Origin of the sequence: Neptunitalea lumnitzerae, assembly GCF_027924185.1 — a bacterium.
Taxonomy (GTDB): domain Bacteria; phylum Bacteroidota; class Bacteroidia; order Flavobacteriales; family Flavobacteriaceae; genus Neptunitalea; species Neptunitalea lumnitzerae.
Genome location: NZ_BRVO01000003.1, coordinates 266,053 through 278,291 on the forward strand (window position 1 = coordinate 266,053; position 12,239 = coordinate 278,291).

The window sequence follows — 12,239 nt, forward strand, 5'->3', positions numbered from 1 at the left end:
GAATCTGCGAAAATTAAAAAATCATTTGAATACGCACTTCCTTTTCAAATATACCAATTTACTTAAACTCCTCTAAAGTTCCACAAACACCAATTCTGGCCCGTCTACATGAAGTTTTGATAGTCTAATTTCACCCTCTTCATAATTATAAAAATACCACATTGACTCATCTATATATACTACCTGAGTGTAGACAACCCCCATTGCGTTTGCTTCATATTCATAGGTATAAATTCCATTTGTATAACCTGCATTATCTCCACCCGACACCTCCAAAGTACCATCTGAATTAAATGTATATACAATATTCTGATCTGAATAATCTATAGAATCCTCAGAAGAACTTCCTCCTTCTAAGCCGTAAAATCTAGCTTCCATCAACTGCCAAGTACCTTCAACGGGGGTTACAACTCTATTTGAATCTTCATCGTTATCTGAGCAGTTCACTAAAAGAAATCCTACTAATAGTAGCGATATTATTTTTTTCATAAGTCTGTTTTATTGTAGATGCTATAGCCCTATAAAGGTTGCGTTCTTCAACCTACTATATCAACTTGAGGTAACAATCTTTAAAGTAATCCCCCCATGGATATACTCTCTATTGTTTAGTAAGAGCTCCACCAGAAATGTGTGTGCCGTTTACAGTATAAAGCAACCTACCCTCTTCTAAAAAAAAGCCCGTACGCACTACCCCTTCTACCCTACCGGTAGAAAGAAGTACCGTGTAAAATAACTTTGTTTGTTTTGGTGGTATCGTAGCGTTTAGTTTAGTAGCTTTACCCAAGTGGGTATCTAAAAAATCTTCTACTGAAAAACCATAATTAAACTCAGTTGCTTTGGCTAAGGTCATTTCAGCTGCTGGCACAAATATATTAAAATCTATACCAGGTGCGGTGGGTACTATAAAACTATTGGCTGAAAAATCAATGTTCATCGTTAACGCAGTAGTGCTATGGTTACTAATACATGTGTAAAACACTAAATAAGCATATTCTCTACCATTTACCGCTGTATATGTTAACCCACCTTTAGGGTAACTATTCTGTATCGTAATCCCATTATAGGCACCTTCTGTATATGTGTATTCCGTATGATAATTTTGACCTAAAACAGGTAAGGAACACAAGAGCATCATAAGAGGTATAAATAGTTTCATTAGCTATAATTTTTTAATAATACATACAGAATTTAATCCCTATTATTTACACGGCTACTCTGCTACCTTCTTTAAAATCCAAGTAGTTATGGTGTTAAACACCTTATTAACTATTTTTCAAAAATAATGAAATAAATCACTGAATTCTTACATTCAAAGGACCTTTTTACATTAAAACAATAACTCTTTAGCTTATTTTCTGTTAAAAGCCAGCAATAACTGTATTTCAATTTTTCATAAAAATGATTAAAACCACTTACTTTTACAGTGGATAAATATCCGATTAACTTTAATTTAATCATTTATAAACGTCCTATTGGTTAATAACTAGTAGTTTCGCCGTCCAATTTTTTTATATGAATACAAAACACTCCTTTCAAAGTCACCTTTTCTTACTACTTTCTTTATTTGCATTTACCTTATTTTCAGCCAAAGCGCAATGTACCCCACCAACTATTGCAAGCATGAGTCCGGTTGAAGGTCCCGCAGGTACCGTAGTTGCTATTTCTGGTAGCGGTTTTACCAATGCGCTAACTATTTCTATAAACAACATAACGGTTTCCAATTATACCTTAATTTCAAGTAACCTTATTCAACTAACTGTTCCGGAAGGTGCTGCTACAGCTAGTATACAACTTACTGAAGGAAGTTGCACGGCTAACACTCCGAGCTTTACAGTACTCAATTCTGATTGCGAAGTTCAAGGTGGTGAGATTTATATTTCGGAAGTATACGATCATGATGAAGGAGATTATGGTATGATTGAATTGTACAATCCTTCTAATACCCCAGTTACTTTCAACGGTGCGTATGAATTTCAACGTGCAGGTGATATAGGTGGTCCTATTAGTGCTCCGTACACTACGGTATTACCTGGTACAATTGGTGCTGGCGAAACCTATTTTATTCAACTGGGTTCTAACAGTGGATGTAGCAGTAGCTTGGTAGGCGATGTTACTTTACCATCGGGTATTAACGAGGATGATGAATTTTTTCTGGTAAAAAACAGTACTGTGATAGATGTTGCTAGAGCTCCCGATTATAGAGGATACACTATTATTAGAAATGCAAATGCGACTGCACCAACGGCTACTTTTATCAATACCGATTGGACGTACACTACAAACGACTGTACGAACCTAGGCATCCATACCGATAACAATACTGGTACTGGTGGTGCCCTTACTACTATTGATACGCATCCGCAAGATTCAGCTACTTGCGAAAACGGAATGGTTTCTTTTACTGTTACTCTAGATGACCCAACAGTGGCTACCTTTACCTACCAATGGTATATATTAGATGCATCGGGTAACTGGATAGCTGTAACCAACAATAGTACCTATAGCGGCGCTACTACAGATACGCTAACCATTGATAATGCTACCAATACCTTAAATGAAAATCAATATTATTGCGAAATTACCTCTGCTACTTGTACATTGGTAAGTAATGCGGCTATTTTAAAAGTAACTAGCTTAGAAGCGCCAACTGTTACCGTTACGCAACCCGATTGTAACACCCTTAGTACTATAGAAATTACAGCTCCATTAGGTGCTACTATTACATATAGTATTGATGGTTTTAACTACCAAAGTGCTACTACTTTTACCGATTTAGCTACCGGAACCTATACCGTATATGTACAAAACACCAATGGGTGTAACGCAGAAACTTCAGGAGTAGAGATTGAAGCCTTAACACTACCTACAGTGCTAACCGAACAAGGCTGCCAAGAAATTATGGGTTCACAAAGCTATATATTAGAAGTACTACCTGCTACCAATAACAATGTTACCTATACCTGGGAAAATGAACAAGGCGACACGGTAGGTAGCAACCAAGCTACCTTTAACGTAACTACCTATGTTGCCAACAATTTTATAGACAGTGCCGACTTCCCCTTAACGTTTTATGCTACTGTTACCAGTGGAAATTGTGAGGTTACTGAAGTATTTACGGTAAACGGTATTTTTTGTGAAATTCCGGAAGGAATATCTCCTAACAACGATACCCGAAATGATAACTTTGATTTACAGGGATTAGCGGTACAACACCTAAAAATATTTAACCGTTATGGTACCGAGGTGTACCAAAAAAACAATTATACCAACCAGTGGCATGGCCAAACCGATAACGGACAAGCCTTACCTACAGGTACATATTTCTATTATATACAAACCACAACCGGAGAAGAACTAACCGGTTATGTATACGTTAACAGAGAAAACTAACTACTACATATATTTATATTGAAAAAGCGGTTTAAGGTAATCCTTAAACCGCTTTTGTTTTATAACACTATCTGTTATTAACAATCAGTGATTCTATTCCTGCTTCAAAAAAGAAATAAAAATTCTTTTTATCATATACATTGCCATACCTATTGAAAGTAGAAAATACGTACTACTTATATTTCTCCTATGCTTTGATAGAAATCATATTTACGCCAAAACACTTTTGCTAATTTTATGTATAGTTAATCACCCTAGCAATTATGCAAATTAAAGGTTGATATATAGAAGGAACCATGGAAAAAATAGCCATTATATACGCATCGGTAGACGGACAAACATTTAAAATTTGTAAAAGAATTTCAGCACAGTTACAACAACAAGGTTATATAGTAGAAATGACTGACATTGCTACATGCACCTACAATTTAACCGAGTTTACTACCGTAATTATTGGGGCTAGCATACGCTACGGAACACATGCCAAAAAAGTAACTAGATTTATTAACAACAATATAGCGGCACTAAACAAGGTGAAAACGGCATTTTTTTCGGTAAATCTGGTAGCCCGAAAAACAAACAAAAACACTTTTGACACCAACCCTTACGTGCAAAAGTTTTTTACTAAAATAACATGGAAACCCAACCTTATCAATGTATTTGCAGGAAAACTAGATTATGATACCTATCCGTTTTACGACCGTATGCTTATTAAGCTTATTATGAAAAATACCAAAGGGCCTACAAAAACCAACGGCCCTATAGAATATACCAATTGGACCAGAGTAGATAGTTTTGCTAACCAAGTAGCGGAGCTAACAGATAGGTTGTAAGGTACTTTAAAAAGCTAGTGTGCATTTATAAACTTTATAGCTTCTTGAATGTTACCATCTAAAAGTAAATTATCAAAATTATCTTGTTTTTTTACTGTAACATCAGGACTAATTTGTTCATAATAAGTACCATTTCTATCACAATCGTACCCCACTGTTAAGGTCATATATGCCCCAAATGGTAAACTAGCCCCTACATTAGTGGTTGTTTTACCATATGTTTTATCACCAATAAAAATAGTATGTGATCTTCCTTTAAAAGATAATGCCGTTACTTCTCCAGAACTACCTGTAGCCATATTTGTTATCACAGCAACTTTTACGTTATCTAGCAATTCTCCCTTTGGTTTTATACTGGCAATTTTTTTAGCATTAGCTTTATATTTTCCTTCTTCTAAGGTTACTTCACTTACCAGTTTTTTATTAAAATCAAGTGTTCCCCACACTTTAGTATCGCCAAGAAAATCGTACAAAGGTAAAAGCATAGGCCAAATATCGCCTCCGGTATTAAAACGTAAATCAATAATCCATCCTTGCAATGTATGAGAACTTTTAATCTTATAAATTTCATCATACATTCTTTGCGCCTGTTTATTCAATTTTTTTTCACTCCTCATTGCAGGAACTAGAATGTACCCATACTTATCGTCTAACACTGTAACCTCAAAAGCTGGAGTTGTTTTATACTTTCTCACCCACTGTTCTGTAAAGTCGTCTTGGGTTGGTCCTTCAAAATTTCCACTAAATACTTGATTGTTGTAAAATAATTTAGAGTGGTCGGCATTTGTTAAATCAAAAACATTAGACACTTCTTCAAGTGATTCCTCAAAACTGTAATATTGTTTACAATTTTCATTAATAGCTAGTGCTACCTCTTCCCAGTCAACGTTTTCTTTAAACAAATAACCTTTTTTCATAGTCTCAAAAAGATTCTTATAAAAATACTGAATACTGTCTTGGGAAGTTTTAAAACTTTGTGCCTGCAGATGAAACGAGAACAAGAGTAATAATAGAATAACTCCTAAAAGATTTTTCATAAAATAATTTCTAAAAATAACAGTTGAGTAATCTTACTCTAGGAAACTAATTTCAAAAGAATAAACTTACCCACAAAAAGAATTGCAATAAAAAACTTATAAAAGTTGAGTTTGAAAAGTCTCAAAACACTATGTATATGTAACCATCTAAACGTTAAGATAACTGCCTACGTACCTAGCAACCGCTTATGTAAATCTTCTTGTACGGCATTCCATTCGTCTAAACTTTCAGATTCTTCCCATAATTCTTTTAGTTCAGATGTTGATGTTATTATATGCAAAGCGCGTTCTGCCAATGAGGTCATAGCTATTTTTTTCGAAAACAACGATTTTCTAACCGATAACACATCATTTTTAACCAACCAAGTTTGTAACGCTTCAGGTAAATCATCTGATGGTTGCCCTTTAGCAGCAGCAATTAATTCTATTGACACAAGAGCCTCCTCACATTCTGAAGCATCTATGTATGTATCTTTAGCGTTTACAATTTTAAGTAACGCATCTCTTACAGCACTTTTACCATTGTCTTGTATTTCATAGATAAAATCGGCTGCACTATCATTCTCAAAGTTTTTAAATCCCCAAGCTCCCATTAGTATTAGTTTAAGTTTTACGAATATAGCGGTTTTACGTTTACTGTTTGTTATACTGCCACTGCCGTTATTCTGTTTTCTACTAAAAAAAGAATTACGTTAGCTTAGTACACAGGTTTTAATAATTGGCATCATTTAGTAGTATTGTACAAATCAACTAATAAAACTTTAAGGATATATAGAAATAGAGTTTTAGGGTTTATGATACGGCTATAACTAATTGTAGCACTACACCTACCGTACAAGATATTGGTGATTTATTTATTGGAAAATTTAATGGAAAACTTGATGACATTGCAATTCTCAATACGGAACTTACTCAATCGGAGATCACTTTATTATATGAATCAGAACCATGTTGTGAATAGCGTACTGTTTACACCCAAAGTAAGCTGTATTTAGTATTCAGTACTATCATATTTTGCTCTAATTAATTTCCAATATTCTTTTTCTAGTTTATAGGGTCTTAAACCTATTGCTGTTCTGGTTTGGTCAATTTTCTCAAAATTTTTGATTTTGGTACTATCTACATTTTGATAAGCACCATAGGTAAAGATACCAATACTTCTTTGTCGGCTGTCAATCATAGCGGCAAGTTCACTTGGTGATGCCACACCGTTTCTAATAGACTTCATCAATTTTTGCTTAAAGAATGTCGTATCTTTAAAATGCATTAACAAGGCTTGAATATTTGTATCTTCCAAATATGTAGAATATCCAATTAGTTTGTAATGTGGATAACCAAACTCAATGAAAATTTCTTTCATTCTATTTTCGTTAATGCTATCAACAGCTATTCTTTCTTGCACGCTAAAATTACCATTTCTAACATTTTGGTCGGCTCTTTTCATTTTTATAATTTCATTTCTCAACTCTTTATTTATTGATTTTTGAAATTCACTCTCCAATTCAGGTGCATCTTCTTTTAATTGTACCCATTGCTTTTTTGATTTGAGCACATCAAATTCAGGATTATTGTTTAGCATCTCAAAGGTTAACCCATCCTCAAGAAGTCTGTATAAGTAAGGAAATGCCTTGTTTTCTTGCTTCACACGAACATACAGTTCTGCAACTATTAAGGGTTCGTAAGTGCCTATTCTGTTTAATAAACCACACTTTGCCTCTACTTTTTTGAATAAATCAAGTGCTTTTTGATTTTCATTTTTTAAATAATGAATTTCTGCTTGATATACAGTTTGGTAGTAATCAGAAATATAATCACACTTTTCACCTTTAAAAGTGAAGATTATAATTCCCATTAATAAATATTTAATCATTTTTTGATGCTTAATATTGCCTACAACTCGGTTGTATGATTGGTTTTTTACGGTTATTTAGGAGTTGTGTTACGCTTATCATTGTTGGCAAGTAGCTTTTTTTCCATTTCAATTGTTACCCAATTTTCATTTCCAACCTTTACATGTTTTATTGGTTTGTCAGTTTTTAGAAACCCAACTTTTTCATAACATTTAATTGCTCCTATATTCCAAGTATATACATTTAGTATAATTCTTTCTTTTTTTAGATTATTAAACCCATATTCAGTTAGTTTATGTATCAACTCCGTTCCGATTCCCTTTCCACGTAATGATTTTTCCCCGATTAAAATCCGAGCTAATTTCGCAACATTATCCTCTGGAATACTAATTTCCGCAATTCCGATTGTCTCATTATTCTCGTTTTCTATTTTAAATACAGTTCTATTTGGTTCTGATAAATATAACTCTACTTGTTTTTTGTCAATTGGGAAAGTAAAAATTTGTCCAGCGAATCGGACTAATTCAGATTCACTTGAAATCCATTTTTTAAGATAATTCCAATCATCTATTTTAAATGATTTTAACTTTATCACGATTGTTTTTTTAGCTTGCTTCCAACGGTTTGGCTATGGTTTCGTTACGTGAAAATCAGCGAGGATTTTCTGCCGTAAACCGAAGATAACATATTTGAGAGGACTTTCCACAAGGAAAGTCAGAAGCAATGAAGTATAGCTGGTGTAACCGTTTTTAGGTGCAGTTTTTTTTCGTTAAATTAAATCAACGTACATTCTTAAATTTCTACCTCCATAAGATTCAATATAAACTGGATAAGAGCCATCACCCATAAAAGTATTGAAGGCAACCGCTGCTCCTTCGTGACCTTTTTCGTGAGTTAAAGCTCCAAATCCTTCGTCACTTGAGGTAGCATAGCAAGCACCTGCATAAGAATATGAATATTCAGATTTTCTATCAATCTTAATTCGTTCAAATCTTCTGGATTCCAATAATTCATTAACCGTTTGTTCAAAGCCTTTTATTCTTTCATCAAAATGGTTAAAGTCTTTCTTATACTGATAGGTTTTTCCAGTTTTTTTATCCTTGAAAAGTCTCAAATTTTCATAGGACCGTTTTTTCCATTGAGAATCAATGTATAATGGGTCGGTCAACATCAATCGTCCACTATCTACATCTACATATCCAGCTAAACTTGTTTCTAATTCTTTGTCTTTGTCTAAAAAATCTGCAAATTCTCCAAAATCCTCAATTAGTTGGGAAATAGTATTTTGTAGTTCTCCTGTTTTTTGTAATTCGCTTTTAAACAGGAGTAGTTCTTCATTCTTTTTTTGGATTTCGAATGCGTGATTTTCTTTATCAAAGTTTAGTCGTTCAATTTCCTCTTCTCTAATTTTTATTCTTTTGCTTAATGCATTTTCAATAAAATCAGGTGTTTTTCTTTCTAATTCCGACACTCTGTCTTTCCATAAATTGAGGTTTTTTTCTACAACTTTTATTTGTTCATCTTTAGCTGTAACTGTTGCTTTTAAATTCTGAATATATGCTTTGTAAATCCAGCCAGCAGCTCCAAGAGCAAAAGCATTGATGATAAGTTGAATCCATTTAATGAAATCTTCTGGGTTCATATGTTTTTAAATTGCACCTAACTCCTTATATAAGGATAAACATACACAATATTCCGTGTTATTGGCCTAATAAGAGGAGCTCTTGTTTATTATTTGTATAACCCAAATATAACACTTTACGTATATATATTCACGGATACCCATAAAAAGTATAAAAACAACAAGCAGCAGCATGCCGTTGCACATGCTATTCGTATTTAGAATGTACTCAGAAACCAGTCTCTAAAATAAAACCCAACAATTAACCATACCCACCAAACAAAAAAATCCCTCTCTAAAATTAGAGAGGGATTTTCCCTTTTTCCGTCGGGGTGGCAGGATTCGAACCTGCGACCTCCTGCTCCCAAAGCAGGCGCGATAACCGGGCTACGCTACACCCCGAAAGTGCAAATTTCCATTTGCGAGGGTGCAAATATAGTAATTCTATTTACGCCTACAACTATATTTTAAAAAATATTGCAATCTTTTTAAAGCGCCCTGCTTCCCGCATCTCTTATACTAAAGTCAATCTGTTGGGTATGCCAAACATAATTATGTATATTACAATTACTTAAATTACACTTATGAAAAAACTAGGCGCTTTTCTACTTCCTTTTTTTGGTAGCATGTAATTCAAATAAAAAACAGCATACCCAACTAATGCCAAGTGCACAGAAAGCACCTCCCCTCCCCTAAAGAAGAAAAAAGAACCGCCAGTATACAAGCTATAAAAGATGATTTAAAAGGTGAGATTATAGTCAACGGAAAAACCTACCTTAACATGATGATGCCTATGGGATTATTAGATAAGGAAGTAGCCGATGTAATGAATTATATATCTAACAGCTGGAGCAATACAAACACGAATATGGTAACTGTAGATGATGTAGTAAAGGTTATTAAATAAACTATTTAGGTACTCTATTACAATCCTAATTGTACTTTAGAATCGATAAGGTTGTAGTATTAATTCTTAGTTAAACTCATTTACAAAATATGCCAAAAGGGCTTTTATTCGCACCTTTGCATAATGTTAAAACGTATAGCCCAATCCCAACCCAAAATAACCACCGATAACCATGCGGTTATCTACTATGTACTTGGTACCCTTATAGCCTTAGGTCCGTTTTCTATAGACATGTACCTACAGGCATTTGAAAATATTGCAACAGATTTTCATACCACCAAACACGCCGTAGAGTTATCTTTAACCAGTTATTTTATTGGTATATCGTTAGGGCAATTAGCCTATGGGCCTATCATGGATAAATATGGTAGGCGTAACCCTCAGCTTATAGGTTTACTTATTTATATAATAGCGGCTTTTGCGTGTTACTTTGCTACTTCCCTTACTTGGTTAGTGATTGCACGATTCTTTTTAGCGGTGGGTGCTTCTGCAGGTATGGTAGCATCTAAAGCAGTGGTAAGAGATATTTTTAAAAACAATATGGACGTTGCCAGAGCCATGTCGTTCTTAATGCTAATCATGGGGGCTGCTCCTATTTTGGCTCCATATGCCGGACAATTAGTTGTAAACCATTTTAATTGGGAATATATCTTCTTATTTTTAGGAGGTTTTTCTATTCTAATGTTTTTCAATGTACTTTTTCTATTACCCGAAAGTTCAACACCCAACAAAAAGGTAAGCCTAAAACCATTAAGCATTTTAGATAAGTATATAGGTATCCTTTCTAATCCTGAGTTTTTTACATTTTCTATAGCAGGGGGCTTTACCATTGGGGCTATGTTTGCTTACGTGAGTGATGCCGCAATACTGTTTCAGGATGTTTACGGAATAGAAAACTTTGGGTTACTAGTAGGACTTAATGCACTTGGTTTAATTGCAGGTAGCCAAATTAACCGATACATTATTAAAAAAATTGGGGTACTACAACTTACGCTTAAAATAAGCATTATGCTTATTATTATAGCTGTACTGTTTTTAATTAACGTACTTACGTTTAACAACTTCTATGCATCGTTTGTGTTACTGTTTATCATGATGACGTTCTTAGGGTTTCAGAATCCTAATTGCACCTCATTATCATTAAACCCATTTGGTAAAAAAGCCGGGCGTGCTTCGGCATTGGTAGGTAGTATTAAAATGATTTTTGGGGCTATTACCTCCGGGGTATTAAGTGGTATTGGTATAAAATCTGCATTACCACTGGCAATAATTTCATTAGTTCTATATATACTTAGTGCTTTATTATTGTTTAGATACAACAAAAGAGTTAAACTCTATAGAAATAGATAAAAAGTAAACGCAATTCTTTAAGTAAACGTTCTTATTCCTATTTTTGCCGTATTAGAATTATTTTAGAATAGTTATGCTTATTATAGGAATTGCCGGTGGAACCGGTTGTGGAAAAACTACAGTTGTCAATCAAATTATTAACGAACTACCCGATGCGGAAGTGGGCGTTATTTCTCAAGATTCTTATTATCAGGAGACATCGCACTTAAGCTACGAGGAACGTACCAAAATTAATTTTGATCACCCTAGGGCTATCGATTTTGATTTGATGAAAGAACATCTTTCTCAACTAAAGGCAGGGAAAAGTATAGACCAGCCTGTGTACTCATTTGTAAAACACAACCGTACCAACGATACTATTTTAACCCACCCTAGAAAGGTGATGATTGTGGAGGGTATTTTAATTTTTACCCACCCTGATATTAGAGCACTATTTGATATTAAAATATTTGTTCATGCCGACTCTGATGAGCGTCTTATACGAAGACTTAAAAGAGATATAGCAGAACGTGGTAGAGATATAGACGAGGTTTTAAACCGTTACCAAAATACTTTAAAACCTATGCACCAACAATTTATTGAGCCTACTAAAGAGTATGCAGATATTATTATACCAAACAATAAATACAATACCGTAGCGGTTAATATTGTACGTACCATTATTAACGAACGTCTACTGTAACAAAATGATGAACAAACTAAAAGAGCTTTTAAATAATAAATGGTTCAAATTATTTAGCAACATTTACGTAATTGTAAGTGTGGCCTTTATTATTTGGATGCTCTTTTTTGATGCCAATTCTTGGTACTTTACGCATAGCGAATTAGACAAGGAAGTAATTAAGCTACGCGAACAACAAAAGCATTTGAGATTGGAAATTGAAAAAGATAAAGCACTGATAAAACAGCTGCAAGATTCTGCTACACTAGAAAAATTTGCTCGTGAAAAATACTACTATAAAAAAGATAACGAGGAAATTTATATTATAGAAGATGCAGATACTCCTGAAGAGTAGCTATACCCTATAATACTACCTGAAAGTGCCAGTTCTTATTTTGTATTAAAAAGTTAGATTTTTGCTCAAAACTAGTCAATCATAGCAATAAGCTACATTATTTTAGCGAATATACACAGCGAAAACCTTTTAGTAATCTATTGGAGTCATTGTGTTTACTAGGTAAATGACTAGTTCTTAAAACTGGCTCCATTTTTTTAAAGATCAAGTTTTTTTTACGAATTTTGAAAAGACA

At 33.9% G+C, this 12,239-nt stretch carries 13 protein-coding genes and 1 tRNA gene; 6 read left to right on the forward strand and 8 right to left on the reverse strand.

Going from position 1 to position 12,239, the window contains the following annotated elements:
* Window positions 1-72 precede the first annotated feature (72 nt).
* Window positions 73-489, reverse strand: a complete 417-nt coding sequence (locus Y10_RS13540; protein ID WP_281765944.1) for a hypothetical protein — start codon at window positions 487-489, stop codon at window positions 73-75.
* Window positions 490-598: 109 nt separating this feature from the next.
* On the reverse strand, window positions 599-1,156 hold the full coding sequence (locus Y10_RS13545; RefSeq protein WP_281765945.1) for a hypothetical protein: 558 nt from the start codon (window positions 1,154-1,156) through the stop codon (window positions 599-601).
* Window positions 1,157-1,512: 356 nt separating this feature from the next.
* On the opposite strand from Y10_RS13545, the gene Y10_RS13550 reads away from it, so the two are divergent.
* Both Y10_RS13550 and hemG read left to right on the forward strand, forming a co-directional pair.
* Window positions 1,513-3,390 carry a T9SS type B sorting domain-containing protein gene (locus tag Y10_RS13550; protein ID WP_281765946.1) on the forward strand — a complete coding sequence of 626 codons (1,878 nt, stop codon included), beginning with the start codon at window positions 1,513-1,515 and terminating at the stop codon, window positions 3,388-3,390.
* A 296-nt stretch (window positions 3,391-3,686) separates the two neighbouring features.
* Complete coding sequence (gene hemG / locus Y10_RS13555; protein ID WP_281765947.1) at window positions 3,687-4,223, forward strand: menaquinone-dependent protoporphyrinogen IX dehydrogenase; 537 nt, start codon at window positions 3,687-3,689, stop codon at window positions 4,221-4,223.
* 14 nt (window positions 4,224-4,237) lie between these two features.
* Here hemG and Y10_RS13560 read toward each other — a convergent pair whose 3' ends face one another.
* From Y10_RS13560 to Y10_RS13585, 6 genes are all read right to left on the reverse strand, one after another.
* On the reverse strand, window positions 4,238-5,260 hold the full coding sequence (locus Y10_RS13560; protein WP_281765948.1) for a S41 family peptidase: 1,023 nt from the start codon (window positions 5,258-5,260) through the stop codon (window positions 4,238-4,240).
* A gap of 167 nt (window positions 5,261-5,427) precedes the next feature.
* Window positions 5,428-5,853, reverse strand: coding sequence for a DUF4259 domain-containing protein (locus Y10_RS13565; RefSeq protein ID WP_281765949.1), 426 nt, complete (start codon window positions 5,851-5,853; stop codon window positions 5,428-5,430).
* A gap of 398 nt (window positions 5,854-6,251) precedes the next feature.
* Window positions 6,252-7,130, reverse strand: coding sequence for a hypothetical protein (locus tag Y10_RS13570; protein WP_281765950.1), 879 nt, complete (start codon window positions 7,128-7,130; stop codon window positions 6,252-6,254).
* 53 nt (window positions 7,131-7,183) lie between these two features.
* Window positions 7,184-7,705 (reverse strand): GNAT family N-acetyltransferase, encoded by a 522-nt coding sequence (locus tag Y10_RS13575; RefSeq protein ID WP_281765951.1) that lies wholly within the window; start codon window positions 7,703-7,705, stop codon window positions 7,184-7,186.
* A 174-nt stretch (window positions 7,706-7,879) separates the two neighbouring features.
* The gene (locus Y10_RS13580; RefSeq protein ID WP_281765952.1) at window positions 7,880-8,752 is read right to left on the reverse strand and encodes a hypothetical protein; all 873 of its coding nucleotides are present in this window, start codon (window positions 8,750-8,752) and stop codon (window positions 7,880-7,882) included.
* Window positions 8,753-9,058: 306 nt separating this feature from the next.
* Window positions 9,059-9,133 (reverse strand) — tRNA-Pro (locus Y10_RS13585).
* 265 nt (window positions 9,134-9,398) lie between these two features.
* Between Y10_RS13585 and Y10_RS13590 the strand changes: the two genes are divergently transcribed.
* From Y10_RS13590 to Y10_RS13605, 4 genes are all read left to right on the forward strand, one after another.
* Window positions 9,399-9,638, forward strand: a complete 240-nt coding sequence (locus tag Y10_RS13590) for a cytochrome c family protein (protein WP_281765953.1) — start codon at window positions 9,399-9,401, stop codon at window positions 9,636-9,638.
* Window positions 9,639-9,761: 123 nt separating this feature from the next.
* Window positions 9,762-10,988: a multidrug effflux MFS transporter gene (locus tag Y10_RS13595; RefSeq protein WP_281765954.1), complete on the forward strand. Its 1,227-nt coding sequence runs from the start codon at window positions 9,762-9,764 to the stop codon at window positions 10,986-10,988.
* A gap of 73 nt (window positions 10,989-11,061) precedes the next feature.
* Window positions 11,062-11,670: a uridine kinase gene (udk, locus tag Y10_RS13600; RefSeq protein ID WP_281765955.1), complete on the forward strand. Its 609-nt coding sequence runs from the start codon at window positions 11,062-11,064 to the stop codon at window positions 11,668-11,670.
* Between the two features lie 4 nt (window positions 11,671-11,674).
* Window positions 11,675-12,004, forward strand: coding sequence for an FtsB family cell division protein (locus Y10_RS13605; RefSeq protein ID WP_309297836.1), 330 nt, complete (start codon window positions 11,675-11,677; stop codon window positions 12,002-12,004).
* Window positions 12,005-12,239: the final 235 nt, after the last annotated feature.

Excerpts from the sequence above, each read along its gene's own strand:
- Y10_RS13540 (WP_281765944.1), bottom strand. The coding sequence starts at position 489 with ATGAAAAAAATAATATCGCTACTATTAGTAGGATTTCTTTTAGTGAAC.
- Y10_RS13545 (WP_281765945.1), bottom strand. The coding sequence starts at position 1,156 with ATGAAACTATTTATACCTCTTATGATGCTCTTGTGTTCCTTACCTGTT.
- Y10_RS13550 (WP_281765946.1), top strand. The coding sequence starts at position 1,513 with ATGAATACAAAACACTCCTTTCAAAGTCACCTTTTCTTACTACTTTCT.
- hemG (WP_281765947.1), top strand. The coding sequence starts at position 3,687 with ATGGAAAAAATAGCCATTATATACGCATCGGTAGACGGACAAACATTT.
- Y10_RS13560 (WP_281765948.1), bottom strand. The coding sequence starts at position 5,260 with ATGAAAAATCTTTTAGGAGTTATTCTATTATTACTCTTGTTCTCGTTT.
- Y10_RS13565 (WP_281765949.1), bottom strand. The coding sequence starts at position 5,853 with ATGGGAGCTTGGGGATTTAAAAACTTTGAGAATGATAGTGCAGCCGAT.
- Y10_RS13570 (WP_281765950.1), bottom strand. The coding sequence starts at position 7,130 with ATGATTAAATATTTATTAATGGGAATTATAATCTTCACTTTTAAAGGT.
- Y10_RS13580 (WP_281765952.1), bottom strand. The coding sequence starts at position 8,752 with ATGAACCCAGAAGATTTCATTAAATGGATTCAACTTATCATCAATGCT.
- Y10_RS13595 (WP_281765954.1), top strand. The coding sequence starts at position 9,762 with ATGTTAAAACGTATAGCCCAATCCCAACCCAAAATAACCACCGATAAC.
- udk (WP_281765955.1), top strand. The coding sequence starts at position 11,062 with ATGCTTATTATAGGAATTGCCGGTGGAACCGGTTGTGGAAAAACTACA.
- Y10_RS13605 (WP_309297836.1), top strand. The coding sequence starts at position 11,675 with ATGATGAACAAACTAAAAGAGCTTTTAAATAATAAATGGTTCAAATTA.